23 protein-coding genes, 1 tRNA gene and 1 riboswitch are annotated in these 25,945 nt (G+C 69.5%); of the genes, 13 read left to right on the forward strand and 11 right to left on the reverse strand.

Annotation, left to right across the window (positions count from 1 at the left end; all coding sequences use genetic code 11):
• Position 1: 1 nt before the first annotated feature.
• Positions 2-496: a vitamin K epoxide reductase family protein gene (locus FHX52_RS15420; protein ID WP_141823204.1), complete on the forward strand. Its 495-nt coding sequence runs from the start codon at positions 2-4 to the stop codon at positions 494-496.
• A gap of 197 nt (positions 497-693) precedes the next feature.
• On the opposite strand, the gene FHX52_RS15425 is transcribed toward FHX52_RS15420, so the two are convergent.
• The 3 genes from FHX52_RS15425 to FHX52_RS15435 all read right to left on the reverse strand — a co-directional run bounded on the left by FHX52_RS15425 (position 694) and on the right by FHX52_RS15435 (position 3,896).
• Positions 694-1,938 carry a DUF4032 domain-containing protein gene (locus FHX52_RS15425; RefSeq protein WP_141823205.1) on the reverse strand — a complete coding sequence of 415 codons (1,245 nt, stop codon included), beginning with the start codon at positions 1,936-1,938 and terminating at the stop codon, positions 694-696.
• Positions 1,935-2,591 carry a Pr6Pr family membrane protein gene (locus tag FHX52_RS15430; RefSeq protein ID WP_141823206.1) on the reverse strand — a complete coding sequence of 219 codons (657 nt, stop codon included), beginning with the start codon at positions 2,589-2,591 and terminating at the stop codon, positions 1,935-1,937. Before FHX52_RS15430 ends, FHX52_RS15425 begins: the two co-directional genes overlap by 4 nt.
• A gap of 201 nt (positions 2,592-2,792) precedes the next feature.
• The gene (locus FHX52_RS15435) at positions 2,793-3,896 is read right to left on the reverse strand and encodes an ABC transporter ATP-binding protein (RefSeq protein WP_141823207.1); all 1,104 of its coding nucleotides are present in this window, start codon (positions 3,894-3,896) and stop codon (positions 2,793-2,795) included.
• A 447-nt stretch (positions 3,897-4,343) separates the two neighbouring features.
• On the opposite strand from FHX52_RS15435, the gene FHX52_RS15440 reads away from it, so the two are divergent.
• The 5 genes from FHX52_RS15440 (at position 4,344) to FHX52_RS15460 (ending at position 11,212) form a co-directional block, all read left to right on the forward strand.
• Positions 4,344-5,660: a sugar ABC transporter substrate-binding protein gene (locus FHX52_RS15440; protein ID WP_141823208.1), complete on the forward strand. Its 1,317-nt coding sequence runs from the start codon at positions 4,344-4,346 to the stop codon at positions 5,658-5,660.
• A 162-nt stretch (positions 5,661-5,822) separates the two neighbouring features.
• Positions 5,823-7,367, forward strand: coding sequence for an ABC transporter permease subunit (locus FHX52_RS15445; protein ID WP_141823209.1), 1,545 nt, complete (start codon positions 5,823-5,825; stop codon positions 7,365-7,367).
• Complete coding sequence (locus tag FHX52_RS15450; protein WP_141823210.1) at positions 7,367-8,314, forward strand: sugar ABC transporter permease; 948 nt, start codon at positions 7,367-7,369, stop codon at positions 8,312-8,314. The genes FHX52_RS15445 and FHX52_RS15450 overlap by 1 nt, the downstream gene beginning before the upstream one ends.
• Positions 8,311-10,197 (forward strand): glycoside hydrolase family 13 protein, encoded by a 1,887-nt coding sequence (locus FHX52_RS15455; RefSeq protein ID WP_141823211.1) that lies wholly within the window; start codon positions 8,311-8,313, stop codon positions 10,195-10,197. The genes FHX52_RS15450 and FHX52_RS15455 overlap by 4 nt, the downstream gene beginning before the upstream one ends.
• A gap of 1 nt (position 10,198) precedes the next feature.
• Positions 10,199-11,212 (forward strand): LacI family DNA-binding transcriptional regulator, encoded by a 1,014-nt coding sequence (locus FHX52_RS15460; RefSeq protein WP_141823212.1) that lies wholly within the window; start codon positions 10,199-10,201, stop codon positions 11,210-11,212.
• An 81-nt stretch (positions 11,213-11,293) separates the two neighbouring features.
• Here FHX52_RS15460 and otsB read toward each other — a convergent pair whose 3' ends face one another.
• Together otsB and FHX52_RS15470 are read right to left on the reverse strand one after the other, a co-directional pair.
• Positions 11,294-12,100, reverse strand: coding sequence for a trehalose-phosphatase (gene otsB, locus FHX52_RS15465; RefSeq protein ID WP_141823213.1), 807 nt, complete (start codon positions 12,098-12,100; stop codon positions 11,294-11,296).
• Entirely contained in the window at positions 12,097-13,617 is a 1,521-nt protein-coding gene (locus FHX52_RS15470; RefSeq protein ID WP_246070027.1) for an alpha,alpha-trehalose-phosphate synthase (UDP-forming), read from the reverse strand. Before FHX52_RS15470 ends, otsB begins: the two co-directional genes overlap by 4 nt.
• A gap of 229 nt (positions 13,618-13,846) precedes the next feature.
• On the opposite strand from FHX52_RS15470, the gene FHX52_RS15475 reads away from it, so the two are divergent.
• Positions 13,847-14,278: a CBS domain-containing protein gene (locus FHX52_RS15475; RefSeq protein WP_141823214.1), complete on the forward strand. Its 432-nt coding sequence runs from the start codon at positions 13,847-13,849 to the stop codon at positions 14,276-14,278.
• 111 nt (positions 14,279-14,389) lie between these two features.
• Positions 14,390-16,249, forward strand: coding sequence for a serine/threonine-protein kinase (locus FHX52_RS15480; RefSeq protein WP_141823215.1), 1,860 nt, complete (start codon positions 14,390-14,392; stop codon positions 16,247-16,249).
• A gap of 62 nt (positions 16,250-16,311) precedes the next feature.
• Here FHX52_RS15480 and FHX52_RS15485 read toward each other — a convergent pair whose 3' ends face one another.
• Positions 16,312-16,890, reverse strand: coding sequence for a TetR/AcrR family transcriptional regulator (locus FHX52_RS15485; protein WP_141823216.1), 579 nt, complete (start codon positions 16,888-16,890; stop codon positions 16,312-16,314).
• Positions 16,891-16,940: 50 nt separating this feature from the next.
• Here FHX52_RS15485 and FHX52_RS15490 point away from each other — a divergent pair, with 50 nt between their 5' ends.
• The 4 genes from FHX52_RS15490 (at position 16,941) to FHX52_RS15505 (ending at position 20,923) form a co-directional block, all read left to right on the forward strand.
• Positions 16,941-17,924 carry an SDR family NAD(P)-dependent oxidoreductase gene (locus FHX52_RS15490; protein ID WP_185747310.1) on the forward strand — a complete coding sequence of 328 codons (984 nt, stop codon included), beginning with the start codon at positions 16,941-16,943 and terminating at the stop codon, positions 17,922-17,924.
• A 478-nt stretch (positions 17,925-18,402) separates the two neighbouring features.
• Positions 18,403-18,532, forward strand: a riboswitch (cyclic di-AMP (ydaO/yuaA leader).
• 27 nt (positions 18,533-18,559) lie between these two features.
• Positions 18,560-19,288, forward strand: coding sequence for a LysM peptidoglycan-binding domain-containing protein (locus tag FHX52_RS15495; RefSeq protein ID WP_141823218.1), 729 nt, complete (start codon positions 18,560-18,562; stop codon positions 19,286-19,288).
• Positions 19,289-19,514: 226 nt separating this feature from the next.
• Positions 19,515-19,590, forward strand: a tRNA-Thr gene (locus FHX52_RS15500).
• 163 nt (positions 19,591-19,753) lie between these two features.
• The gene (locus FHX52_RS15505) at positions 19,754-20,923 is read left to right on the forward strand and encodes a tyrosine-type recombinase/integrase (protein ID WP_246070029.1); all 1,170 of its coding nucleotides are present in this window, start codon (positions 19,754-19,756) and stop codon (positions 20,921-20,923) included.
• Between the two features lie 310 nt (positions 20,924-21,233).
• On the opposite strand, the gene FHX52_RS15510 is transcribed toward FHX52_RS15505, so the two are convergent.
• The 4 genes from FHX52_RS15510 to FHX52_RS23920 form a co-directional block, all read right to left on the reverse strand.
• Positions 21,234-21,551, reverse strand: a complete 318-nt coding sequence (locus tag FHX52_RS15510; protein ID WP_185747311.1) for an ANTAR domain-containing protein — start codon at positions 21,549-21,551, stop codon at positions 21,234-21,236.
• A 793-nt stretch (positions 21,552-22,344) separates the two neighbouring features.
• Positions 22,345-22,548 carry a hypothetical protein gene (locus FHX52_RS15515; protein ID WP_141823221.1) on the reverse strand — a complete coding sequence of 68 codons (204 nt, stop codon included), beginning with the start codon at positions 22,546-22,548 and terminating at the stop codon, positions 22,345-22,347.
• A 151-nt stretch (positions 22,549-22,699) separates the two neighbouring features.
• A complete protein-coding gene (locus tag FHX52_RS15520) occupies positions 22,700-23,152 on the reverse strand; it encodes an SRPBCC family protein (RefSeq protein ID WP_141823222.1) in 453 nt (150 codons plus the stop codon).
• A 222-nt stretch (positions 23,153-23,374) separates the two neighbouring features.
• Positions 23,375-23,812, reverse strand: coding sequence for a hypothetical protein (locus tag FHX52_RS23920; RefSeq protein WP_185747312.1), 438 nt, complete (start codon positions 23,810-23,812; stop codon positions 23,375-23,377).
• 255 nt (positions 23,813-24,067) lie between these two features.
• Here FHX52_RS23920 and FHX52_RS15530 point away from each other — a divergent pair, with 255 nt between their 5' ends.
• Positions 24,068-24,496, forward strand: a complete 429-nt coding sequence (locus FHX52_RS15530) for a VOC family protein (RefSeq protein ID WP_141823223.1) — start codon at positions 24,068-24,070, stop codon at positions 24,494-24,496.
• A gap of 512 nt (positions 24,497-25,008) precedes the next feature.
• Here the strand turns inward: FHX52_RS15530 and FHX52_RS15535 are convergent.
• Positions 25,009-25,941, reverse strand: a complete 933-nt coding sequence (locus FHX52_RS15535) for a LysR family transcriptional regulator (RefSeq protein ID WP_141823224.1) — start codon at positions 25,939-25,941, stop codon at positions 25,009-25,011.
• Between the last annotated feature and the right edge of the window lie 4 nt (positions 25,942-25,945).

The following is a 25,945-nucleotide window of genomic DNA, read 5'->3' on the forward strand; positions in this document are numbered from 1 at the left end:
CGTGAGCCGTGTGACCGAGGCGGGCCGGACGGTGCCCGGCGTGCGACAGCGTCCCGCGTGGCTGGCCCCGGTCACCCTCGTGCTCTCGGTTGTCGGCCTCGCCGTGTCGGCCTACCTCACCTTCGAGCACTTCACCGACAACGCCACCCTGGCCTGCAGCATCGGCGGCGTCGTCGACTGTGCGCGCGTCACCTCGAGCGCGTGGAGCACCTTCCTCGGCGTCCCGGTCGCGGTGCTCGGGCTCCTCTTCTTCGTCGTCACCCTCGGGCTCTGCCTGCCGCGGGCCTGGCGCTCGCCGGCGGCCTGGCTGGACCCCGCCCGCATCGGGTGGCTCACCGTCGGGCTCGGGTTCGCGCTCTACCTCGTGTGGGCCGAGCTCTTCCGCATCCATGCCATCTGCCTCTGGTGCACCGTGGTCCACGTCGTCACGTTCCTGCTGTGGATCGTCGTGCTCTTCGGCCAGATCCTGTCGGGCCCGGCGACCGAGGACGACTGACCCGCGGGCGGGCCCACCCCACACCCTCTCTCGACGTCCGTCATGTCAATCGAAAGAGCAGTTCGTCGGCACTCCGAGTCCGCGTGTTGCGGGTGCGTGAGCCGACGAACTGCTCTTTCGATTAGCGGTGAGGGAACTTCGTCGGCGGCTGGCGGAGAGCGGGACCCGGCCGGACGGCATACCGGCCGGGGTCGAGCTCAGTCGAACATGCTGATGACGGGCATCTCCTCGGTGTCGACGCCGAGCACCGCCTTCTCCTTGGGCTTGGCCGGCAGCACCGTCGCGACGTAGTCGCGCAGCGCCTCCTCGATGGGCGTGTCGTGACCCGCGCGCTCGCTCATGTACCAGCGGTGCTCGAGCACCTCGTGGAAGACCTCGGCCGGCTCGAGACGGCTCGTCAGCTCGCGCGGGACCGCGCGCGTGATGGGCTCGTAGATCCGCGTCAGCCAGTCGTGCGCGACGATCTCCTCGTCCTCCCCTTGGCGGTCGGTGGCCGCCGTGTAGGAGTCGAGGTCGTTGAGCAGCCGGCGGGCCTGGTTCTCGCCGACGTCGAGGCCGGTGAGGCGCAGCAGTCGCCGCGAGTGGTGCCCGGCGTCGACGACCTTGGGAGTGATGACGATCTCGGTGCCGCCGATGTCGGTCGTGATCGACAGCTCGTCGACGTCGAAGCCGAGCTCGTTGAGCCGGCGGATGCGCTCGTCGACGCGCCACCGGTCGCCCGACTCGAAGCGCTCCGTGCCGGTGAGGGCGTCCCACAGCGTGTGGTAGCGCTCGATGATCGAGGCGGACACCTCGAACGGGTCGGCGTGCTCCTCGAGGAAGCCCCCGGCCGCGAGATCCATCAGCTCGCCGGCGATGTTGACGCGGGCGATGTCGAGGTCGTGCTCGCGCTGGCCGTTGGACAACCGTGGGTGCAGCTCACCGGTCTCGGCGTCGACGAGGTAGGCGGCGAAGGCGCCGGCGTCGCGCCGGAAGAGGGTGTTGGACAGCGACACGTCGCCCCACCAGAAGCCTTCGAGGTGGAGGCGCACGAGCAGCAGCGCGAGCGCGTCCATGAGGCGCACGGCGGTGTCGGGGCGCAGGTTCTGGCTGTAGAGGGCGCGGTAGGGCAGCGAGAACTGGAGGTGCTTGGTGATGAGACAGGCATCGAGCGGCTCGCCGTCCAGGGTCGTGCGACCGTGGACGACGCCGAAGGGCTCGACGCTCGGCACGTCGAGGCGGCGCAGGTTGCGCAGCATCGCGTACTCACGGTCGGCGATGTCGTCCTTGATCTCCTTGACCGCGAGCACGCGGGGCCCGAGGCGCACGAAGCGCACGACGTGCCGCGAGATGCCGCGGGGGAGGGCAGCAAGGTGGCTCTCCGGCCACTCCTCCAGTGGGGTCGACCAGGGCAGGTCCAGAAGGGCGGCCTCGGGCCGCGCCGTCGTGATCTCGAGCGTCACGCAGTCATCGTGTCACGATCGCCGGTCAGGCGTCGGTCGGTCCACCGGGCGAGTGCTGCGAGCGCGAGGAAGAGCAGGGCGATGACGGCGCAGTTGAGCAGCGTGCGGCTGAGGCCGATGCTGTCGACGTTGATGAACGGGTAGGGATACCAGCTGACGAACGGGCCGAGAGCGAGGGTCGCGGCGAGCCAGGCGACGGGCCAGATGAGCGAGGGCAGCAGGTCCTCACGGCGCACGAGACCACGGGGGCCGAAGGCGACCCAGCCGATGAACGTCAGGGCTGGCACGACGACGTGCAGCAGCCGGTCGCAGATGAGCGAGCCGGTCGTGTAGTTCGGCGAAGGCGGCAGGGCGATCGCCGCGACGATGCCGGTGACGGTGATGCCGATGAGCGAGGCGAGGCGCACGACGCGAAAGAGCTGACTGCCCAAGCGATCTCGGATGATGAAGACCATCGACACGGCGACGAGGAAGTTGGACTGGATCGTGAAGTACGAGAAATAGCGCCGGGTCTGCTCGAGCCGGCTCGCTGCGGCGGTCGAGTCGAGGATGTTGTCACCCGACGCGACGAGGTAGAGCTGGAACGTGAGGGCGAACGCCGCCACGACGAAAGTGCCGATGTGCCAGTAGCGCCCGATCCTCGACCTCGTCACAGGCGCGAGCCTAGGTGCGCGGCGGGGTCGGCGCCACAACCCTCGACAGCCGCCCGGCACGCGCTGAGGAGCGCGACCGTCCGCCACGGACGCCACCGAGGCAGTATGCCGCTGGGCCGGCACCCACGACGGGTGCCGGCCCAGCGGCATACGAAACAGCTTGTGCGCCAAGGGCGCCCGTGTCAGTCAGTCGTGAGCGACTCAGTCGCCGACGCGCAGGCCTGACTCGGAGTTGAAGACGTGCACGTGGCCCGACTTCGGCTTGAGGTAGATCTTCTCGCCCTTCTCCGGGGGGCGACGGCCGTCGACGCGAGCGATGAACGGCACGGCACCGGCGTTCTCACCCGTGGCCTCGAGGAGCTTCTGCTCCGACGTGCCGTAGATGTAGGCGTCGGCGCCGAGCTCCTCGACGACGTCGACCGTGACGGGGATGCCTGAGGAGTCGGTCGACAGGTCGAGGTCCTCCGGCCGCACACCGAGCGTGACGGTCTTGCCCACGCCCGAGAGGTCCTCACGCGCGATCGGCACGGTGTGGCCGTGCAGGTCGACGCCACCGTCGGTGACCGGAACCTCCATGAGGTTCATCGCGGGGGAGCCGATGAAGCCGGCGACGAAGACGTTGGCCGGGTGGTCGTACATGCGGCGCGGGCTGTCGCACTGCTGGAGGATGCCGTCCTTGAGGACCGCGACGCGGTCACCCATCGTCATGGCCTCGACCTGGTCGTGCGTGACGTAGACCGTCGTGACGCCGAGACGGCGCTGGAGCGAGGCGATCTGGGTGCGCGTCTGCACGCGCAGCTTCGCGTCGAGGTTGGACAGCGGCTCGTCCATGAGGAAGACCTGGGGGGAGCGCACGATCGCGCGACCCATCGCGACGCGCTGGCGCTGGCCACCGGAGAGGGCCTTCGGCTTGCGGTCGAGGTACGGGGTGAGGTCGAGGATCTTGGCGGCCTCTTCGACGCGCTTGCGGATCTCGCCCTTGTCGACGCCGGCGATCTTGAGCGCGAAGCCCATGTTGTCGGCGACCGTCATGTGCGGGTAGAGCGCGTAGTTCTGGAACACCATCGCGACGTCGCGGTCCTTGGGGGACAGGTTCGTCACGTCGCGGTCACCGATGAGGATGCGGCCGCCGTTGACCTCCTCGAGGCCGGCGAGCATGCGCAGGGAGGTGGACTTGCCACATCCGGAGGGACCGACGAGGACGAGGAACTCTCCGTCCGCGATCTCGATGTTGAGCTTGTCGACGGAGGGAATCGGGTTCCCGGGGTACTGCCTCGTCGCGTTGTCGAACGTCACAGTTGCCATGGCTTCATTGCCTTCCTTCACCGGCAGGAACGTGCCGGACGATCCGTTGTAAAGGGCTACCCACCCGAGCGGACGGGCAGGGCCATCATGGCCCATGGTCGACGGGTTGACCAGACGTGTCCCAGCTCGCGGGCCTCTGGGGTGCCGGCACAGGGACTGCACAGGCCCCTGATGGTTTGCGCGAGTCCTTGTCTCGCAGGTCTCGGAACAGACACAGTGAGGGCACGGTTCGGTCGTCAATCCAGGACATCGGTCGCACTGATTCCGGCCGCGTGCAAACGTCGGTCTGTCCGCGGCCGGAACCGCACGGTGGGCTCCTGGGCGAGGAAATCCTTGACCAGAACGTTGCAAGAACTTGCTGCAAGCGGGTTTCCCCAGCCTGCAAGTTCTTGCTACATTCGGGCCCACCGGTGGCGGCGTGTGCCACCTGGCTTCAAAGGAGAATCCATGCACAAGCGTGCGCTTGGTGCTGTTGCTGTCACGGGTGTCGCCGCCCTGGCCCTCAGCGCCTGCGGTGGGTCCAGCCCCACCACCCCGTCCAACACTGCCGCCGGCACCGCGAAGGCGACCACGACCGGCGTTCCCGAGACCCCCACCGGCACCGCGGCTCCCGTGCGTGACGCGAACGTGGACCTCGTCATCTGGACCGACGCCGACCGCTCCGCGGCCGTGCAGAAGTACGCCGACCAGTTCGCCGCCGAGAACGGCGTGACGGTCAAGGTCCAGATCTCGACCGACACGCGTCAGCAGTTCAAGGACGCCACGAAGGTCGGCAAGGGTCCCGACGTCATCGTCGGCGCCCACGACTGGCTCGGCGAGCTCGTGCAGAACTCCACGGTCGCCCCGGTCAACCTCGCCTCCGACGTGGCTGCGAAGTTCCTCCCCAAGGCGATCGACGCGACGAAGTTCAACGGCCAGTCCTACGGCGTGCCCTACGCCGTCGAGAACATCGGCCTCATGTACAACAAGGACCTCGTCCCGAACCCGCCGAAGACCATGGACGAGCTCGTCGCCACCGGTGAGAAGCTCGTCAAGGAGGGCAAGGCCAAGCAGGTCCTGTCGCAGTTCGTCTCCAAGGTCGGCAACGCCTACTTCGCCTACCCCTACCTCTCGGCCTTCGAGGGCGGCGGCATCTTCGGCCTCAACGCCCAGGGTGGCTACGACCCCAACAAGGTCATCGTCGACAGCGCCGGCTCCGTCAAGGGCGGCGACGTCCTCGCCGAGCTCGGCAAGAAGAAGGTCCTCTCGACCAACGTCGACGACACGAACCAGGACGCGCTCTTCGACACGAAGGCCGCCCCGTTCATGATCAGCGGCCCGTGGAGCGTCGCCAAGGCCAAGGAGGCGGGCATCAACTACGGCATCGCCCCGCTGCCGAGCCTCACCGGCGGTGGCCCGATGAAGCCCTTCCTCGGTGTCCAGATGTTCTACGTCTCGAGCAAGGCCAAGAACGCCGCCCTCGCGCAGGAGTTCGTCACGAACTACATCCCGCGCAAGGACGTCCAGCTCGCCCTCTTCGAGGTCGGCAAGCGCCCGCCGGCCCTCAAGGAGGCCTACGACCAGGTTGCGGCCACCGACCCCGACGTCAAGGCGTGGTACGAGGCCGGCGTCGACGGTGCGCCGATGCCGAACATCCCCGCGATGAACTCGGTCTGGGGCCCGTTCGGCCAGGCGACCGCTGACATCATCGCCGGCAAGGCGGGCGCCCAGGAGCGCCTCGCCGCCGCCGCCAAGGAGATCGAGGCGAACATCGCCAAGGGCTGAGCTTCCTTGATGTAGAAAGGGTTCCGGGGTCCGCCCGCGTGGCGGACCCCGGGGCCCGGCTCGTCGGTCGCCTCCATGTGGAGTCGATCTGAGAGGCCTCCGGGACCTCTCCCTCGTGCATCTTCGGCAACGGCGCCGGTCGGCGCAAAAGGACGTGTCTCCATGACGAAGCCCATCGCTCTCGCGATCAAGTGGGTCCTCATCGCCGCAGCGGTGGTCGGTGCCTTTGTGATCGCCACCAAGCTCGCCGAGGCGGGCAACACGCTCGCCGTCGTTCTCGCCGGGATGGTCGGCCTCGGCATCCTCGCCATCTACGCGACGCGACGCGGCGTGCCCCTGAAGTACCTCGCCCCCGGCGTGCTGCTGATGATCCTCTTCCAGCTGTGGCCGGTCGTCTACACCGCCAACCTCTCCTTCACGAACTACGGTGACGGGCACCTCTACTCCAAGGAGGAGTCGGTCACCGACATTGTCGCCCAGTCGGTGCGAGAGGTGCCGGGAGCCCCGAGATACAAGATGAGCGTGGCGGTCAAGGAGCGCGCGAGCGTCGAGACGGCGGACCTCATCCTGCTCCTCACCGACCCCGCTGGCGCGACCTTCGTGGGTGACACGAGCGGCCTCAAGCCGCTTGCTCCCGAGGGTGTGACGAAGGCCCCCTCCGGCAAGATCCTCACGGCACCCGGCTACACCCTCCTCACCGCGCGCCAGGTCAACGCCCGGAGCGCGGACCTCTCGAAGATCGCCGTGCCGACCTCTGACGGCGGCGGCATCAAGCCCGTCGGTCTCTCCGAGGCCTTCGAGGGCAAGCCGACGATGAGCTACGACGCGGCGACCGACCGGATCACCGACAGCTCGACGACGCCACCGACGGTCTACGCGCCCGCAGACGCTCGGTGGACCAACGTGGCCAATCCCTCGCAGACCCTTCCGCAGGGCTGGAAGGAAGGCGTCGGTCTCGCGAACTACACCCGGATCTTCACCGACTCGACTCTCCGCGAGGGATTCGTCAGCATCTTCCTCTGGAACCTCTTCTTCGCGATCTTCTCGGTGCTCTCGACGTTCCTGCTGGGCATGCTCATCGCCCTGCTCTTCAACGATCCGAGGCTGCGCTTCAAGGGGGTCTATCGATCACTGCTGATCCTGCCGTACGCCCTGCCGATCTTCGTGACGGCGCTGGTCTGGAAGGGCATGTTCAACCAGGACTACGGCATCATCAACCAGCTGACCGGCCTCAACGTCGACTGGCTCGGCACGGACCTCGGCGCCAAGACAGCCATTCTCCTCACCAACCTGTGGCTCGGCTTCCCGTACATGTTCATCGTGTGCACCGGTGCACTCCAGTCGATCCCGCAGGACGTGCGTGAGGCGGCCACGATCGACGGCGCCAATGCGTTCCGCACGCTGCGGTCCATCATCATGCCCCTGCTGCTCGTCGCCGTCGGGCCACTTCTCCTCGCGTCGTTCGCCTTCAACTTCAACAACTTCGGGCTCATCTTCCTGCTGACCAAGGGCGGGCCCTTCAACGGAGCGGACACCTCGATCGGCTCGAGCGACCTGCTCATCACCTATGCCTATCGCCTGGCCTTCTCGGGAAGCGCACCCAACTACGGCTTCGCCGCAGCGGTGTCGGTCATCATCTTCATCATCGTCGCCCTGATGAGCATCCCGGGCTTCCGTCGCACCAAGGCTCTCGAGGAGATCAACTGATGTCATCCGTCAACGCTCCCGTCCCTGCTGACCCACGGCTCGAGAAGCGTCTCGAGTCGGAGACCCACGAGCAGCCCACGCCCCCGTCACCCGGACGCCGTGGCCTCGGTGGCCACGTGTGGTGGCGCCATCTGCTGGGCATCCTCGCCCTCGTCTGGGCACTCTTCCCGATCCTCTTCATCTACTCGGCCGCGACGAACCCCTCGGGCACGCTCAACACGGCGAGCCTCCTTCCGTCGGGGTTCTCGACCGTCAACTTCCAGGCGCTCTTCAACGACGAGTCCCGCCCGTACTGGACCTGGTACAAGAACTCGATGATCGTCTCGACGATCGGCGCCCTCGGCGCCGTCTTCGTCGGCGCGTGCGCGGCCTTCGCCTTCTCGCGGCTGCGGTTCAAGGGCCGCCGTCCCGGCATGATGTTCCTGCTGCTGACGACGTTCTTCCCGGCCCTGCTCGCGATCGTCGCGATGTACATCATCTTCGCGGGCATCGGCGACGTCCTACCGGCCTTCGGCCTCAACACGCTGGCCGGTCTGATCCTCGCCTACCTCGGCGGTGCGCTCGGCGCCAACGTCTGGCTGCTCAAGGGCTACTTCGACACGGTGCCGCGTGAGCTCGACGAGGCCGCAATCGTCGACGGGGCGAGCCACGTCAGGATCTTCTTCACGATGACCCTGCGCCTCGTCATGCCGATCCTCGTTACCGTCTTCATGCTCGTCTTCGTCGGCCTCTACGGCGAGTTCATGCTCGCGAGCATCTTCCTCACCGACGTCGACACCCAGACGCTCGGTGTGGGGCTCTACGGCATGACGCTCGGCAACGAGGCCAACACGCTCTTCGGCCGCTTCACGGCCGGCGCGCTGCTGGCGTCGCTCCCCGTCATGGTGCTCTACCTCGCCTTCCAGCGTCAGCTCGTCGGCGGACTCACGACGGGCTCGGTGAAGTGACAGACGCCCCGACCCGCCAGCAGACGTGGCTGAGCCAGCCGCACCATGACGGGTCGGGGCGCTACGTCTCCAACCAGAGCCCCCGTCTCGGTGACCGCGTCGACGTGCTGCTCCGGGTGCCTCTCGAGGCCGAGGTGGAGGCCGTCCACGTGCGCACCGCCCCTGACGGCGAGGCGACCTTCACGGTCGCCAAGCGGGTGCGCACGACGGCAACCGACGACTGGTGGAGGGCGACGCTGACCTGCCACAACCCAGTCACCACCTACCGCTTCCTGCTCACCGGCGGACCGACGAAGTACCAGTGGCTCAACGGCACCGGCATGCACACGCGCGACCTGCCCGATGCGAGCGACTTCCGTCTGGTGGCGCACGACAGCCCTCCGCCGGCGTGGGCGCTCGGCGCCGTCGTCTACCAGATCTTCCCCGACCGCTTCGCGCGCTCGCGGCGGGCCGACCGCCACGAGACGCCGGACTGGGCGATCCCCGCCGACTGGTCCGACCCGGTCGACCTCAGCACGAGGGGGGTCGCGCACCAGCTCTACGGCGGCGACCTCGACGGTGTCACCGAGCACCTCGACCACCTCGAGTCGCTGGGCGTCGATGTCGTCTACCTGACGCCGTTCTTTCCGGCCCGCTCCAACCACCGCTACGACGCGTCGTCGTTCGAGCAGATCGACCCGTTGCTTGGTGGGGCGCCAGCCCTGCGACGGCTCACGTCGTCGGCCCACCAGCGCGGTCTCAAGGTCATGGGCGACTTCACGACGAACCACACGGGCGACGCCCACGAGTGGTTCCTCGCCGCGTCCGGGCCGGACGGCAAGCGACGGCCGGAGCGCGACTACTACATCTGGGAGGACGGCAGCTACGTCGCGTGGCTCGGCGTGCCCACCCTGCCCAAGCTCAACCACCTCAACGCGGCCCTGCGCCAGCGCATTTTCGAGCACCCCCAGGGCGTCGTGCGCAAGTGGCTCGGCCGCTCCGGTGGCCTCGACGGCTGGCGCGTCGACGTCGCCAACATGACAGGACGCTGGCGCGACACCGACGTCAACCACGACGTCGCGCGGCAGATGCGCGACGTCATGGCCCGGGTCGCCCCGGACGCCCTGCTCGTGGGGGAGCACTTCCACGACTACACGCCCGACATGCCCGGTGACGGCTGGCACGGCGTCATGAACTACGCCGGTTTCTGCAAGCCGGCGTGGACGTGGCTGCGCGAGGAGCCCAAGGACCCGCGCTTCCTCGGCGCGCCGGTGCCGCTGCCGCACCTCGACGCCGGCGCGGTCGTCGACACGATGCGCGACTTCACCTCGCGGATCGCGTGGCAGTCCCTCGTCCACTCCTTCAACCTGGTCGGCTCGCACGACGTGCCCCGCATCCGCACGCTCGTCGGCCCGGGCAGCGTCGAGACGGCCGCCGGCCTGCTCTTCACCTTCCCGTCGATGCCGATGCTCACCTACGGCGACGAGATCGGCATGGAGGGCACCTTCGGCGAGGACGGGCGCCGACCCATGCCGTGGGACGAGTCCCATTGGGACACAGACACGCTCGCGGTCTATCGCGGACTCATCGCTGCCCGCAAGGGCTCGGTGGCGCTGCGTCGCGGCGGTCTGCGCTGGGTCCACGCCGAGGGTGACGCCATCGTCTTCCTCCGCGAGACCGAGCAGGAGGTCGCCCTCGTGCACGTGGCCCGCGACGCCCACGCGCCTGTGGTCCTGCCGGAACACCACCTCGCGGGCATCGAGAACGGAGCACCGGCATACGGACCCGGTCCGGAGATTGCCGGTGGAACTGTCACACTGGGCGCCGACAACGCTCTGGTCCGCATCTGGACCTGGAAGCCCACCGACGGAGGAGCGCGGCACGCGCGGCGAAAGGGGAGGTGAGGTGAGAGCTCGGCTCAAGGACATCGCCGACCAGGCCGGGGTGTCCGAGGCGACGGTGTCCCGGGTGCTCAACGGCAAGCCGGGCGTCGCCGAGGCGACCCGGCAGGCGGTCCTCACCGCGCTCGACGTCCTGGGCTACGACCGGCCGTCTCGCCTGCGCCGCAAGAGCGCTGGGCTCGTCGGCCTCATCGTCCCGGAGCTCACGAACCCGATCTTCCCCGCCTTCGCCCAGATCATCGAGAACTCCCTGGCACAGAACGGCTACACGCCCGTCCTCTGCACGCAGGTCGCCGGCGGAGTGCACGAGGACGACTACGTGCAGATGCTGCTCGAGCGCGGCGTCGCCGGCATCATCTTCATCTCGGGTCTGCACGCCGACACGACGACCGACCCCGACCGCTACATCGCGCTGCGCGACCGTGGCCTGCCGCTTGTGCTCGTCAACGGCTACATCGAGGGCGTGGACGCGCCGTTCATCTCCAACGACGACGTGGCGTCGATGGGCCTCGCCCTCGAGCACCTCGTCAGCCTCGGTCACCGCGAGATCGGCCTGGCCGTCGGGCCCGACCGCTACGTGCCGGTCATCCGCAAGATCGCGGGCTTCCGGCACTCGATGCAGGAGCTGACGGGCCGCCCCGACGTCGACGACCTCATCGAGCGCTCCCTCTTCACGGTCGAAGGAGGCGCCACGGCGGCAGGGCGCCTGCTCGACCGCGGTGCCACGGCGGTCGTGTGCGGCTCCGACCTCATGGCGCTCGGCGCCATCCGCGAGGCACGCAAGCGTGGCCTCCAGGTGCCTCGCGACTTCTCGGTCGTCGGCTACGACGACTCCACCCTCATCGCCTTCACGGACCCGCCGCTGACCACGGTGCGCCAGAGCGTCAACGCGATGAGCGCGGCGACGGTGCGGGCGCTGCTCGACGAGATCGCCGGGCAGCCTTCTCCCCGAGCCGAATACGTCTTCAGGCCCGAGCTCGTCGTGCGCGGCTCCACCGGCGCGGTCCGTCGCCGCTGACTGTCGTATGCCGCCCGCCTGAGCGAGTGCCCACCGGGGGTGGGTTGCGTGGCCGGGGCGCACGGGGCGCAGTGACGGGGCTCAGCTGGGCACGTGCGCAGCCGAGCAGAGCTGCCAGAGCCGGGTGAGCACGCGGGCGACGGCAGCCTCGTCGTCGAGCCGGAACCGGGCCGCCGTCGAGCCGGTGCCGACCTTGACGGTGACGTCCTGGGGACGACGCATGCGCATGAAGGCGTCCTCGTCGGTCACGTCGTCGCCGAAGTAGATGCGGGCGACGGCGTCGACGCTGCGGCCCAGGGCCGTGACGGCAGAGCCCTTGTCGGCGTGCGACACCGAGAGCTCGAGCACCGACTTGCCCTTCAGCACCTTGACGCCGGGGTGCTCGAGCGCGAGGCGCCGGGCATCGGCGATCGCGGCGTCGGACAGCTCGCGCGAGAGCCCGCGCGTGTGGACGACGACGGCGGCCGCCTTGTACTCGATGCCCGCCTCGGGATGGTGCTCCTTGACGAGGGCCTCGATGTCGGAGCGGAGCTCGGTGAGCGTCACCTCGTCGTCGGGGGTCACGGCAGCGTGTTCCATCGCCGATCGCACTGCCTCGTCGGAGGATTCGGCTCCGTGGCTGCCGATGAGCACGATCGGCTCGTCCTCGTCGATGCCGGTGAGGCGCCGCAGGGTCTTGAGGTCGCGGCCCGAGACGACGGCGACGTGCAGGCCAGGCAGGTCGGCGAGCGACCGCAGCGTGTCGATCGTGCCGGGCTCGGCGGTGGCCCGCATGGGGTCGGCGGCGAAGCGGGCCAGCACCCCGTCGTAGTCGGTGGCGAGCAGCAGCCGCTTCGCAGCGGCCACCTCCTCGAGGGTCTCGAGGAGCGCAGGCAGTCCGTCGGTCATGCGAAGGTGGCCCTCTCTGCGGTGCTGATGCCCCCGAGGTGCATGGCGGTCGGGTCGGCGCCTGGCCCGGCGAGCGGGTCGGCGCCGGCGACCTTGCTGGGGCGCGGCACGTCGGGTGCGGCGTCGAGAGCGGCGAGGTAGCGCGCTGCCCAACGCTGGACGTCGTGGTCGGCGACCCGTCGGCGCAGGGCTCGCATGATGCGCTGCTTGTCCTTGGCCGGGGTGTTGATGGCTCGCAGGATCGTCTGCTTGAGCCCCTCGATGTCGTGCGGGTTGCACGCGAAGGCCTGGTGCAGCTCGTGCCACGCGCCGGTGAACTCCGACAGCACGAGCGCTCCGCCGAGGTCGTGGCGGCACGTGACGTACTCCTTGGCCACGAGGTTCATCCCGTCGCGCAGGGGGGTGACGAGCATGACGTCGGCCGCCTGGAAGAGCGCCGCCATCTCCTCGCGCGGGTAGGAGTGGTGGAGGTAGTGCACGGCTGGCGAGCCGATTTTGCCGAGCTCGCCGTTGATGCGTCCGACGGTCTGCTCGACCTCGTTCCTCAGGTTGCGGTAGGCATCGACGCGCTCGCGGCTCGGCGTCGCCACCTGCACGAGGGTCACGTCGGGCGGCCCGATCCGCCGCTCGCTGAGCAGCTCCTCGTAGGCCTTGAGCCGGTGGCGGATGCCCTTCGTGTAGTCGAGGCGGTCGACCCCGAGCATCAGCACCTTGGGGTTGCCGAGGCTGGCGCGGATCTCGCGGGCGCGGTCCATGACGTCCGGCCGCTTGGCGAGCTCCTCGAGCCCCTTGAAGTCGACGGAGATGGGGATGGCGGCCGCACGCACCCGGCGGTGGCTGCCCTCGACGGTGACGAGGTCGCGCTTGGTGGGGGCGCCGAGCAGCTGCCGGCACGCCCTAACGAAGTTGCGCGAGTCGGCCTGGCGCTGGAAGCCGAGGAAGTCGGCGCCGAGCAGCCCGTCGAGCAGCTGCGTGCGCCACGGCAGCTGGGCGAAGAGCTCGACCGGGGGGAAGGGGATGTGGTTGAACCACCCGATGCGCACGTCGGGGCGCAGCTTGCGCACGAGGGCCGGCACCAGCTGGAGCTGGTAGTCCTGCACCCACACGCGGGCGCCGTCGGCCGCGACCTCGGCGACCGCCTCGGCGAAGCGCTGGTTGACGGTCTGGTAGCTCGACCACCAGTCGCGGTGGAAGGAGGCAGGCACGATGACGTCGTGGTAGATCGGCCACAGGGTGTCGTTGGAGAAGCCCTCGTAGTAGTCGCGCACCTCGTCGGGCGAGAGCGGCACGGGGCGCAGGTGGATGCCGTCCTCGTCGAAGGGCTCGGGCGCCTCGCCGGTGTCACCGGCCCAGCCGACCCACGCGCCGGGCTGGCTGCGCATCACCGACTCCATGGCCGTGACGAGGCCGCCGGGGCTGCGCCGCCACTCGACCTCGCCGCTGTCGGTGACGACCTTGTCGACGGGCAGGCGGTTCGCCGCGATGACGAGGTCGTAGGTCTGCCGTGCAGACGGCACGCAATCAACTCCTGCTCTGACTGGACCGGCGGCGTGCCGGTCCGGGCTGCGGGTGGGTCCGAACCGGTCGATCGGGGCCGACTGTCTCGGATGGTGGTGGTCGCCACGGTGCGCAGCCCACTCTAACGAGAGAACGGTGGCGCCCGGACGAGTCCCGCTCTAGGGTCAGGACTAGGGCACCGGTGCGCCGGAGGTTGCCGGCAAGTGCCGACTCGAGACGGAGGTCGCCATGAAGATTTCGGACGTTCTGCGGTCCAAGGGCGGGGGCGTCGTGACGATCCAACCCGACGACACGGTGAGCCATCTGCTTGCGCTGCTCGACGAGCACCGCATCGGCGCGATCGTCGTCAGCACCGACGGCACCACCGTCGAGGGCATCGTCAGCGAGCGTGACATCGTGCGGCACCTGCACGGCACGGGCACGTCCGTGCTCGGCGGCCCGGTGTCGGCCATCATGACGAGCGACGTGACGACGGGCTCGGCCGGCGACAACATCGCCGACCTCGCGGGCACGATGACCGAGATGCGCGTGCGCCACGTGCCGATCGTCGACGAGGAGGGCAAGCTCACGGCGATCGTCAGCATCGGCGACATCGTCAAGCACCGCCTGAGCGAGCTGCAGTCCGAGCGCGACGCGCTGCGCGACTACATCACCAACTGAGCGCCCCCACACCTGCGCGCCCGCGCCGGGGTGCTGCTCCGCGGCTGTCGGGTGCGCCGCTCCGCGGCTGTCCGGTGCCGGTCGCAGCGCTCGGTCGCATACCGTAGGGGGATGACGGCATACGACCGGACCGAGCGGGCGCCCAGCCCGCCGTCCGGCGTGCGCGCCGCCGAGCCGGACGGCCGCGACGGCATACCCCGTGAGCGGCACGAGCGGCTCGGGCCCTACCGCCTCATCGAGGAGATCGGTGAGGGCGGCATGGGCGTCGTCCACCTCGCCCTCGACCCGCGCGGTCGCGCGGTCGCGATCAAGGTGCTGCGGGCCCACATCGCCCACGACGACGACGCGCGCCGTCGTCTTGCCCGCGAGGTCGACACGCTCTCGCGCATCCGCGACGACCGGGTCGCGAGCGTCATCGACGCCGACGTCATGGGGCCGCGCCCCTACATCGTGACCCGCTACGTGCCGGGCCCGGCGCTCGACGAGACCGTCGAGCAGCACGGCCCGCTCGCGCCCGACGAGCTGCTCCGGCTCGCCCGAGGCGTCGCGGAGGCGATCCGCGCCATCCACGCCTGCGGCGTCGTGCACCGCGACATCAAGCCGGGCAACGTCCTCCTCGAGGACGGCGAGCCCGTGCTCATCGACTTCGGCATCGCTCACCTGCAGGACGACGTGCGTCACACCGTCGGCGGGCTCGTCATGGGCACCCCGGGCTACCTCTCGCCCGAGCTCGTCGAGGGCGCCGAGATCACCGACGCCACCGACTGGTGGGGGTGGGCTGCGACGATCACCTTCGCGGCGTCGGGCCGCCCGCCCTTCGGTCGCGCCCGCATGGACGCCGTGCTCACGCGGGTGCGGGCAGGGGACGTCGACCTCGACGGCGTCGACCCGCTCCTCGTCCCGCTGCTGCGGGCGGCGCTGTCGCCCGACCCCTCGAGGCGGCCCCACGCCGACGACGTCATCGCTGCCCTGGAGCAGTATGCCGCCGGGCGGGCTGCCACGGTGCCGACCCCCCGCGGGGGGCCGTGGGACGACGAGACGACCCGCGTGGAGCCGCCACCGCTGCCGCCCGGGTCGACGCAGGTGCTGCAGGAGCGGAGCACCTCGGTGATGCCGCCCGTGCCCCCCGAGCTGCCTGCGCGCGCCGCGCCGCAGCAGCCGTCGTGGGCGCCCCCTGCTGCAGCTCCCGCACCTGGCGCACGCGACGGCTACGACGACTACGCCGTCCCGGACGGCTACGGCGCCTACGACGACGGCCACGACGGCCGCGACGGTGGACAGGCGATCGAGCCGGCCCGCGGCGACCTGCCGACGACCGACGACTACTGGGGCCGGGGCCTGCCCGAGGACGAGGAGGAGGTCGCTCCCCGTGAGGGAGACCCGCGCATCGGCCTGGCCATGCGCACGGGCCTGCTCGGTGCCGCCGCTCTCGCGTGGGTCGGCGCGCTCGCGGCATGGCCCGGCGTCGCCCTCCTCGTGCTCGTCGGCTGGTCGGTCATCGCCCGGGCGACGGACCTCTCCTTCACCTCGCTCGTGCTGCGGCGCTACGAGCACGGCCGGAGGCGCAGCGACGTCGCGATGGCCGTCGTCACGAGTCCGTGGCACCTCGTCGTCGGCGTCATCGCCACCGCGGTGAGTCTCATCCTCCCGGTCGGCGTGGCGCTCGCCGGGATCTTCGGGTCAGCGCTGCTGCTGGCCGGCACCCGGGGCGGCGAGCTCGGCCCGGGTGCGCCCGTGACCCTCGTCATCGGCGGCACGCTCGGGCTGGCGATGCTGTGGTGGGGGCCCGGAGGCGCGTCACTGAGACGGGGGTCGCGCTCCATCGTGAGACGCCTCGTGCCCGCCGGGCTGTCGACGCAGATCGTCGCCGGGGTCCTCGCCACGGTGGGGGTGGTCGCTGGAGCGATCGCCATCGCCAACGGAGCCAGCCTGACGTGGAATCCCTTCTTCGGCAATCCATTCGGCGGCTGACGTCTCGTTCCCGCTCGGTTCCTCCGGTCGGGCAGCGCCGTGTCGTCACCGGGGTGACGACGTCAGGTCGGTGTGCTCACCTCGTCGAGCATCGCCCGCACGTCGGGAAGCGCCGTGACCACGCGCTCCCGGAGCGTCGGGCCGTCGTAGTCGAGCAGCCACTCGTGCAGCGACGCGCGGAAGAGTGTGAAGCCGACGGCGGCCAGCAGGTCTGACGTGTGGGGCTGGAAGCCCCGCTCGACGAGGGCGGCAGCGATGCTCGGTTGCCACTGGGCTTGCTTGGCCAGCTCACGGCCGGTGAGGGCGACGTCTCCGTCGACGATCTGCTGCCGAGCACGCAGGCGGTTGCGGTCCGGAGTCATAACGGCGGCGAGGCCACCCAGGACATCGGCCATGAGCTCCTCCGCGGCCACCGGCTCGTCGTCGGCGCAGATGGCGCCGATGATGGTCGGCAGCAGGCGGTCGTCGTCGGCGAAGAGAACTTCCTCCTTGTCGGGGAAGTGCCGGAAGAAGGTCCGCTGGCTCACGCACGCCCGCCGGGTGATCTGCTCGACCGTCGTCCTCGCGAACCCGTTCTCGGTGAAGAGCGCGAAGGCGGCGTCGACCAGACGCTCGCGCGTCGGCTCTGCGGATCGCGGCATGGTTCGACAGTACCGTTGCGTCACAAACTGTCACTATGCATACTCAGGAGATGACACAAAGTGACACTACGTCGAGCGCCCAGGGCCCGCAGGGCCGTCCCACAGTGCTGCTCACCGGTCCGACGAGCGGGATCGGCGAGGCCGCCTTCCAGCAGCTGCTGGAGCATCCCTCGCGTCCGTCGATCGTCCTCCTCGGACGCGACAGGGACCGACTCGAGAGCGCGGCTTCGCGAGCGCGCAGCCTCGGCCTGACGGCCCATGCGGTCATCGCCGACCTCGCCGACCTCGACTCGGTCGACGGCGCCGTCGAGGTGGTGCGGGGAATGGTGACGAGCGGGGACATCCCGCCGATCGACGTGGCGGTCCTCAACGCCGGCCTCCAGCGGAGCGATCGCCACGGCACGAGCACCCAGGGCTACGAGCTGACCTTCGCGGTCAACGTCCTGGCTCAGCACGCCCTGCTACGCGGCATCGAGGAGGCGCTCGGCCCGCGGGCGCACGTCGTCCTCATGGGGTCGTCGACGCACCGTGGCAAGCGCGCGTCCTTCGGCCTCGTGCCAGACCCGCAGTGGGCGGCGCCAGACGAGCTCGCGACCCCGGCCACAGGCCCTCGGCCCGGGACGCGCGAGCCGGGCGGAACGGCATACGCGACAAGCAAGCTCGCTCTCGTCACGCTCTCGCACGACTGGGCGGAGCGTCTCGGGGCCTCAGGACGCAGGCTCAACGTCTACGACCCCGGGCTCGTGGCAGGAACGGGCCTGGGCCGTGAGATGCGGCCCTACGAGTACTGGGTGTGGCGGCGGGTCATGCCGGCGCTCAGCCTGCTGCCGGGGGCGACGACGAGACGCCGGACCGCGCGCCATCTCGTGAGCCTCGCTCTCGGCGACACGCACGCCTCGCTCCGCGACGGCTACGTGGAGATCGGGCGGGTCACCCGGGCCGAGGCCATCACCTTCGACCCGGCCCGCAGGCGTGATCTCTGGCAGTGGTGCGAGGAGGCCCTGCGCAATCACACGTCGCGCCAGCGCACCTGAGACCCCAGATCTCGCTGCGGCTCAACGTCGTTGGCTGCCGGGGCCGCAGAACCTCGACAGTCCGGCTCCAGACAGGCGAGGTCATGTGGAATCCCTTCTCCGGCAATCCATTCGGCAGTCAGGGCGGGGGCCGCGGACGACTCCGCGGGCCAGCCGGACGGCATACCGGCTCGAAATGGGACACACAGGGGTGTCACAGCAGACACAGAGAATGTCAAGGAATGGTCAAGTCCAGATCACGAAAAGATCTCGGTGTGGCTTGTCACGTGCGTTTCGCTCACGTACCGTCGGTGATCGGCGGCCTCCTTCACCCGGAGCCGGATCGGGGTTTTCCTTCCTTTCCATGTGGTCGCCTGTCGTGCCCGGAAGCCACCGGCGCGCTCCACAACTTCACATGGACACCCATCAATCCGGTCTCTGAGCGCGCCGAGCCTCGCCAGCCAGAGACGTCGCCCGCACCGCGCGGGCCGGGCGAGGACGGGGGACCCAGTGTGGCCAGCGTGCAGCGACAGCGTGCGATGACGGCGTAGTGAGCGCCGTCCTGGTCTCGGGGTGAAGCCGCTCAAGCGGCCGGGCACCTGACCGCCCGAACCCGACAGCTAACCCCGCAGGCGCGCGTCAGGAAGGACACACCCATGCACTACCAGTCCAAGCACGCCGTGGCCAAGCGCCTCTCCATGAAGCAGCGGATGGCCGGAGTCGGCATCGCCGGCGCGGCCACCGTGGTCGCCGGCATCGGGGCCGCAAGCTCCGCCTCGGCCGCGGGGAGCGTCTGGGACCGCGTCGCCGCCTGTGAGTCCGGTGGCAACTGGAGCATCAACACCGGCAACGGCTACTACGGCGGTCTGCAGTTCTCGGGCAGCACGTGGCGTGGCTACGGCGGCGGGCAGTACGCCTCGCGCGCCGACCTCGCGACGAAGTCCGAGCAGATCACCGTCGCCCAGCGCGTCCTCAAGTCGCAGGGCCCCGGCGCCTGGCCCGTCTGCTCCGTCCGCGCGGGCCTGACCCGGTCCAACGGCGGCGCCTCGGGCGCGACCGCGTCCACCGGCTCCACGGCGACGACGACCAAGAAGGTCACGACGAAGAAGACCTACGCCGCGCCCAAGAAGGTCACGACGAAGAAGAGCTACGCCGCGCCCAAGGCGACGACCAACACGTCGTCCAACACGGAGGCTTCGCGTTCGCTGACCCGCGCGTCGACGGCGACCGGCGCCAAGATCACCATCAAGAGCGGTGACACGCTGAGCAAGCTCGCCCAGCAGCACGGCGTCAAGGGCGGGTGGCAGGCGCTCTACGCCGCCAACCGTGGCACCATCGCCAACGCCAACCTCATCTACGTCGGCCAGGTCATCCGCCTGCCGTGAGCCCGGTGGCAACGTCGGCTCCGGCCGGCTGACGTCTCGCAGAGCTGGACGGTCCCGCGCGATCACCCCCTGGGTCTCGCGGGGCCGTCCTTCTGCGTTCTGGGGGTCGCTGACGGCGCTGCTGCCGTGGGCGGCTTTCCGGTATGCCGTCCCGCTCCGTTACGCTTTCGCCGTCCCGATGACGGTGGCTGGGCTGGTGCTCCGGCTGCTCCCGGTCTCGGGGCGTGCTGGCGTGGCGCAATTGGTAGCGCACCTGTCTTGTAAACAGGCGGTTAGGGGTTCGAGTCCCCTCGCCAGCTCCATCGTGTGACCTGCGAAAACAGGCTCTGACCTGCGCTTATGTGGTTCTGTAGTGCGCTACGACCCAGAGTCAGAAGCGGACACGAGACCGCCCAGATGTACTCTCTAATCGCACGCTAATCGCACGCTAATCGCACGGCGATGGCTCGATCGGGAGGGTCGCGGGTGGCGAACAAGCCCAACAAGCGAGGCTTCGGACATCTTCGGCGGCTGCCCTCCAAGCGGTGGCAGGCCAGCTATGTCGGCCCCGACCTGGCCCGCCACAACTCGCCGACCACCTTTGCGACCAAGGGCGACGCTGAGGCGTGGTTGGGCGCCGAGAGAAACCTGGTCGCTTCCGGACGGTGGGAATCGCCGGTGGCGGGCATGCAGACGCGGACCGCGTCCAGCTTCAGCTCATACGCGAGGCGTTGGCTGGCGGACCGCCCGCTCAAGCCCCGGACCAGGGACGGCTATGAGCACCTGCTCGAGCGCTACCTGCTTCCGGTGTTCGGCGATCGCTCGCTCGCGTCCATCACCCCGAGCCAGGTGCGCGTGTGGTGGGCCGGTTTGAACCCGTCGACCCCGACGGTGAATGCCCGGGCCTACGCGCTCTTGCAGGCCGTACTGAACACCGCCTTGGCCGACGAGGAGATCTCCGCGAACCCGTGCCGAATCAAGTCCGCCTCCAATGCGCCGCGAGCTCGCGAGATCAGGCCTGCGACCGTGGCCGAGCTGGACACCATCGTGGCGACCCTCCCCGAGCACAGTCGGGCCATCGCCCTCCTGTGCTCTTGGTGCGCCTTGCGCATCGGCGAGGTTCTTGAACTACGCCGCAAGGACGTGGATCTCACGAGAGGGACGGTGTGCGTCGACCGCTCCGTCGCCTGGGTCAAGGGAGGCCCGGTCGCTGGCGCGCCGACGTCCGCCGCCGGCCGGCGAACCGTGGCGATCCCGCCGCACGTGGTGCCGGACGCAGGCTTCGTCGGCTCGGAATCCTTCCACTACACCGCAGTCCCCGAGGGTGGCACCCAGTCGCAGGCCACCGTGGCCATCAGCGTCCGATCGGTCACGCCGCCAGCGCCGACGCTCACCGCCCCAGGCCGCCGAGTCCGTCCACGCTCACGGGTCGAACACGTCCTCGGTCAAGCGCGGCGTGCCAGGCAAGTTCTCTCTGAGTCGCGACGAGGGCTGCGACCTGCGCACTGCCCAACGAGGGGCCTGCGGCTTGCCCGACTGGGCGCAACCGGCGCGCTGGTCATCGACGAAACGATCTACCTCTCGCCCGCTGACACCGGGTCGAGCTTCGGGGGCTCCGGCGACAAGTACGTCTACAACTTTCGCTCACCGGCGTGACCCGGGGAGGAGCCACCGCGCAGAAATCCCGAGCCCTGATCCGCCCTCGGGTTTCCGGGGGCGGGGGCGACCACAAATGGTCGTCTGCACCGGCCGCGCGGCGGTAGTTGAGCCCTACGGAACGGGTAGGCCGTCAACAGCGTCGCCGCCGGGGTCCAGCAGAGTGGCTCAGGCGACGGCGCCCCTTGTTTGTTGCTCGGGCCAAGCGCTCACAGGGCAGGGCACCACGCCCTCGGGGTACGACGCGGTGCCCTCCGACCCCTGTATGGGCGGCCACCCTCATGACGTTGCACCGTTTGATGTGTTCTCTTCAGTCGGCGGAGGGGAGCTCGCCGGTCCTCACCACGTCCAACGCCAGCGCGTAGAGCTTGCGGTTCTGATCCTGGCTCGTCTGCCGGAGCAGCTCGAACGCCTCGTCCTGCGGCATCCTGTGCTGCGACATCAGGACCCCCACCGCCGCGCCGATGTCCCGGCTGTGGTCCAACGCGAGCTGCAGCTGGCCCGCCTTCACGTCGGCGGCGTCCAGCCGTTCCAGCATCTCGAGGATGAACTGCTCGGTCTCCGTCAGCGCGTCGTCTGCCGCGGGTTCCGAGGCTGCTGTCTGGGCGGTACGCGTGGGCTCGGGCATGGGGCGAGGGGTAGTCGTCATCGTGCCGCTCCTGCAACGGTCGGGCTGAGGGCCAGCTGTCTGCTCAACGGGCAGGCACACCATAGCCACGGGCCGCGCAAGCGGGAAGGGGCGATCTGTCATGGGTCCTGGCCCAAGGGCTACGGGGGCGGCAACACGTGAGATGCAACAAGCCGGCCTAGAGCCCAGGAACTTCGCGGTCCTCCGCCGTCAGGACCACGGTGCCGGGTCTCCAGGCCGTCGGAGGCTTCCCCTGTGCAACCAGCCCAAGCAGCCGGACCCTGGCAATGATGATGCCGCGCACCTCCTGGGCTGCCTCCGCGTCTCCAGCGAGGGCCTTGTCCCACGGGCGACCTGCAGCGCATCCCGGCGCGCCATCTCAACCTGCTGGTGGTCCTCGACCGCGTCCCGGCGTTCACGGCCCAAGGGCTTGATGGACGATGCGGAAGACCGTGCCGACGGTTGACGTAGCCGAGCTCGTCGGCGACCTTCTAGTAGGTACCTCCCTCGGTCGCCAGCTGGACGGCGCCGGCGTGGCGGGCGGCAGCGAGGGTTCGCTTGCGGTGCCGGCCGCTCACGGGGATGGACCGCGGGGAGGCTCATGAGAACCATTCTCGCCCTGCCCCAACTGGTGCGGGTGAGGACTCGCCGGCGTGGTGGAACGGTACGGCCGCCGGGCACATGGAGGCAGCAGTGCGAGGCGACAGCGGGACCCCCGAGCCGGTGACAGGCCGCCTGCAGACTGGCTACACCTTCCCGTCTGTCGCCTCTCTCGATTCGAGTGTTCCGCAGGTCAGCGCATCAGCGTGATCGTCAGGTTGCGCGGGGTCGCTGTGCCGGTTGCGGTCGCGGGCGAGATGACGAGCAGTCCCCCTCCTCCGGCCCAGGTCTCCAGCTCGACGAGGGCGGCGTACGTCTTGGGTGTGCCGTAGGCGTGGTCGAACTCGCACGCGAGCGTGTACGCCCCGGAACCGCTGTCGCTGGAGACCCACAGCACTGCAGAGATCGTGCGGACCAGGCTCAGCCGCTGACTGCCGCGCAGCGTCGCACCGTCGAGACGTGAAGTCTCCTCGCTGCCGAGAGCGGGTGGAAGCAGGGGAGGTCTGTCCGGGGCCGGTCGGGTCTGGCCGCCGTCAGGTCGATCTCTCCTACGGGTGTTGACGGTTGGCACCGGTCTCCAGGTAGCGCTTGAGACCCTCCCAGATGGCGCGTTCCTGACGACGGCCGATCACAGCGATGAGCGGACCCAGGACCCGGCCCGCTCCACCGACGTGCACGTCCCAGTCCCAGCTGAGTCGGGTCCCGGACGGGACGGGGTCGAAACGGAGCGCTCCGGTCACCGTGCTGCGTCCCATGACGCTGCGCGAGGCGACCTCGGTGGGACGCTCGTAACCCGTGGTCTCGATCTCGACGTCGAGTGGCTTGCCGCGAGTCAGGATCGTGGACCGGAAGCGGGTCCCCACCCCGATCGGCCCGTCGGTCAACCGGCGCGACGCACTCATCGCCGGGTTGTACCGCGGTTCGTTGGTCTGATCGGCCACCACATCGAACACCTCGCCGACCGGGCGAGCGATGTCGATGCTCCCGCGCACCCGTGCCATCAGCGGCTCACCCCTGCCGGGCACGGCGAGCCGTACTGCTCAGGAGCACGTTCCGCGGACGTTGCTCCCGCGCGTACCGCCGCTTGCCTCATTGGCCGCATGCTCCACCTCGATCGTGTCCTTGACTCGCTCCCCGACAGGTGAAGCGCGTCCATGACCAATTGTTCCCGCGGTTGAGGGCCGTCACCTCGGAATGTGATCGGGGGAGCGGTCGTGAACGGCCTAGGGCACCTCGACCGGCGTCGCGGCGAATCGCAAATATCGCCGTGCTCCGAACCGTCCGCGAAGCACGCGAATGAACGCCATGAGCGACACGGCGACGCCGAGCACGACGGTCACCGTGAGGAAGGTTCCGTCGACGATCTGCATGCCGGCCCGCTCGGCGCGTCCGTGGTTGCGACCGTAGAGCGATGTGAAGGCACCGAAGGCGGCATACGCCGTCGATTCGACTCGGCCCGCGAGGACGAGGGCGAGGAGCGGCACGAGGACGGAGACACCGGCGCGCAGGGCGACCCGGTGGGCGCCGCGATGCGGACCCCACCCGAGCAGGACCGCCGCGACTCGCCGCCGCCGGGTCTGCGGGGCATCGGGGGTCGCGTCCAGCGTCCCCGAGTGTAGGACGGGGGCGCGGCGTGCAACGGACGGGCGATGGCGAGGCACCAACGCCCCTGCTGCCCCGACGCGCGAGGGCGACACGATGGGAGGGGCCAGGGAGAGGCAGACCGCCATGGGCGTGCAGGGCCTGGCACGCGTCCGCGTCGGGTGACGCGGCGGGGCGAACTCGGGTGCGCTCGATCAGCGGATGGTGCCGCTCAAGGCTGGCCGATCGCCTCAGCCAACTTCAGGTCCGGGGACGCCTAGACCGCGTCCTGGTGCCGGGCGTAGCGTGCGAATCCACCGGCCAAGGAAGGCATCATGGCAAACCTCGTCGTGCACTTCGAGATCCAGGCATCCGACCCGCAGCGTCTCATCGACTTCTACGGCGACCTGTTCGGGTGGACGTTCACGCAGTTCGGCGACATGACGTACTGGGCCATCGACACCGGCGACGGTGCGATCGGCCTGAACGAGCCCGGCCGCGGCATCAATGGCGGGCTCACCCAGCGCCAAGGCCCGGCCCCCGAGCGGGGGGCACCGGTCAACGGAAGCAACTTCGTGGTCGGTGTCGACGGCAGTGTCGACGAGCTGTTCCAGAAGGGCCTGGAGCTCGGTGGCACAGAGGCCCTGCCACTGGCAGACATGCAGGGCGTCGGCCGGGTGGGGTACCTGCTGGACCCGGACGGCAATGTGTTCGGTCTCATCTCTCCGACTCTGTCCGACGGCACCCCGCAGACGGGGACCTGAATCCACGCTTTCGGGATGATGCGTCTTGGGAGCGACTCGGCCGGGTGCGAATTGCCGACGCTGCCGGCATAGCCAAGCGCCAGTTCGAAACTGACTGAGTCGCGCGTGCGCGGGCGATGTCACGTGGTGACAGCCGGAGTCTCACGCCTCAGCTGTCCGCTGCATCGGCGCCCTCCGGGAGGTGTGTTGTGGGCAGCTGTAGCTGTCTTGCCGCACCGGTCGGGCAGGTCCCTAATCGCACGCTAATCGCACGAGAAGCGCAGTCCACAGCAAGACGTTCGACGTTGTTGCAGGTCAGGATGGCAGCGTCGGGAAATCTGCCCGATGTCTTTTGACAGGCGGTTAGGGTTCGAGTCCCCTCGCCAGTTCCATCACGACCTGCAGGAGCGGGACTTCGACCCCCATGGGTGGCCGATCGGCCCGTCGCCCGCTTCCGCATCTGCCCTCGAAGCGATCGGCGAGCCGCCTTGCCGCCAAGCCGTTGGTCAACAGTCTGTCGCTGCGGGGCGGGACTACCGGTCCGTGGCGACACCGTGCGCTGCCACGTGGGCCATGCTGTCGGCCACCTGCTGACGCAGCCAGCAGTGGGCCGCGTCGTGTTCTCGGTTCGGGTGCCACCACAGGGTCAGGGACAAGGCGCCCATGTCCCACGGGAGAGCGAGGACGCGCAGGCCGAGTGTCCGGGCGAGGGGCGCCGCGAGGCGCTCCTGCACGATGCCTACGTGCGGCGAGCCGGCGACGAGGTGTGGCACCGATCCGAAGCTCTGGGTCACCACGGACGGCTTGAGGTCAACGCCATAGGCATGGAGCCGTCGAGTCCACGGATGCGGGTCGCGGGGCACCGTGGGGACCACCCAGGTGAGGCGACCGACGTCCTCCACTCCGAGGCCATCGTCGTCGACGCGGTCGTTGTCGTCCGCGACGACGAGAACCCAGCGATCCGGAAGAAGGCCGGTGGAGGGCATGTCGACGAAGATGTCTCGAGGTGCGAGCCAGCCGTCCACGGTGCTCAGCCACTCGCTTGGCGGTGTCGTGCTCGTCCACGGAGAGAGGAACTTCAGGCGGATGTGCGGCGCCGCGCGGGCGACGGCCTTGCCCAACACCGACCCGATGAGCATCTGGCCGTACTCGGTCGAGACGATCACGAACTCGCGGGTGCTGGCGGCGGCCTCGAACGACCTGGCGTTGCCCACCACGTCCCGGGCCGCGGCGACGGCCTGCCGCGTGAGGGGAAGCAGTCGCTGAGCCAGAGGTGTCAACGTGTACTCGTTGTGGCCACGGACGAGCAGATCGTCCTCGAAGGTGCGGCGCAGCCTGGCCAGGGCGCCACTGGCCGCCGGTTGGCTGATGCCGAGCCGACGGGCAGCACGGCTCACATTCCGTTCCACGAGAAGGGCATTCAGCGCAGGCACGAGGTTCCAGTCGAGCCGGTCAAGAGCATCCATCTGC

Source organism: Humibacillus xanthopallidus (genome assembly GCF_006717145.1).
GTDB lineage: Bacteria > Actinomycetota > Actinomycetes > Actinomycetales > Dermatophilaceae > Humibacillus > Humibacillus xanthopallidus.

Coding starts and splice junctions, on each gene's coding strand:
- FHX52_RS15495 (WP_141823218.1), top strand. CDS start 18,560: ATGCACTACCAGTCCAAGCACGCCGTGGCCAAGCGCCTCTCCATGAAG.
- FHX52_RS15535 (WP_141823224.1), bottom strand. CDS start 25,941: ATGGATGCTCTTGACCGGCTCGACTGGAACCTCGTGCCTGCGCTGAAT.
- FHX52_RS15530 (WP_141823223.1), top strand. CDS start 24,068: ATGGCAAACCTCGTCGTGCACTTCGAGATCCAGGCATCCGACCCGCAG.
- FHX52_RS15440 (WP_141823208.1), top strand. CDS start 4,344: ATGCACAAGCGTGCGCTTGGTGCTGTTGCTGTCACGGGTGTCGCCGCC.
- otsB (WP_141823213.1), bottom strand. CDS start 12,100: ATGACCGACGGACTGCCTGCGCTCCTCGAGACCCTCGAGGAGGTGGCC.
- FHX52_RS15510 (WP_185747311.1), bottom strand. CDS start 21,551: ATGCCCGAGCCCACGCGTACCGCCCAGACAGCAGCCTCGGAACCCGCG.
- FHX52_RS15445 (WP_141823209.1), top strand. CDS start 5,823: ATGACGAAGCCCATCGCTCTCGCGATCAAGTGGGTCCTCATCGCCGCA.
- FHX52_RS15480 (WP_141823215.1), top strand. CDS start 14,390: ATGACGGCATACGACCGGACCGAGCGGGCGCCCAGCCCGCCGTCCGGC.
- FHX52_RS15490 (WP_185747310.1), top strand. CDS start 16,941: ATGACACAAAGTGACACTACGTCGAGCGCCCAGGGCCCGCAGGGCCGT.
- FHX52_RS15520 (WP_141823222.1), bottom strand. CDS start 23,152: ATGGCACGGGTGCGCGGGAGCATCGACATCGCTCGCCCGGTCGGCGAG.
- FHX52_RS15485 (WP_141823216.1), bottom strand. CDS start 16,890: ATGCCGCGATCCGCAGAGCCGACGCGCGAGCGTCTGGTCGACGCCGCC.
- FHX52_RS15435 (WP_141823207.1), bottom strand. CDS start 3,896: ATGGCAACTGTGACGTTCGACAACGCGACGAGGCAGTACCCCGGGAAC.
- FHX52_RS15450 (WP_141823210.1), top strand. CDS start 7,367: ATGTCATCCGTCAACGCTCCCGTCCCTGCTGACCCACGGCTCGAGAAG.
- FHX52_RS15475 (WP_141823214.1), top strand. CDS start 13,847: ATGAAGATTTCGGACGTTCTGCGGTCCAAGGGCGGGGGCGTCGTGACG.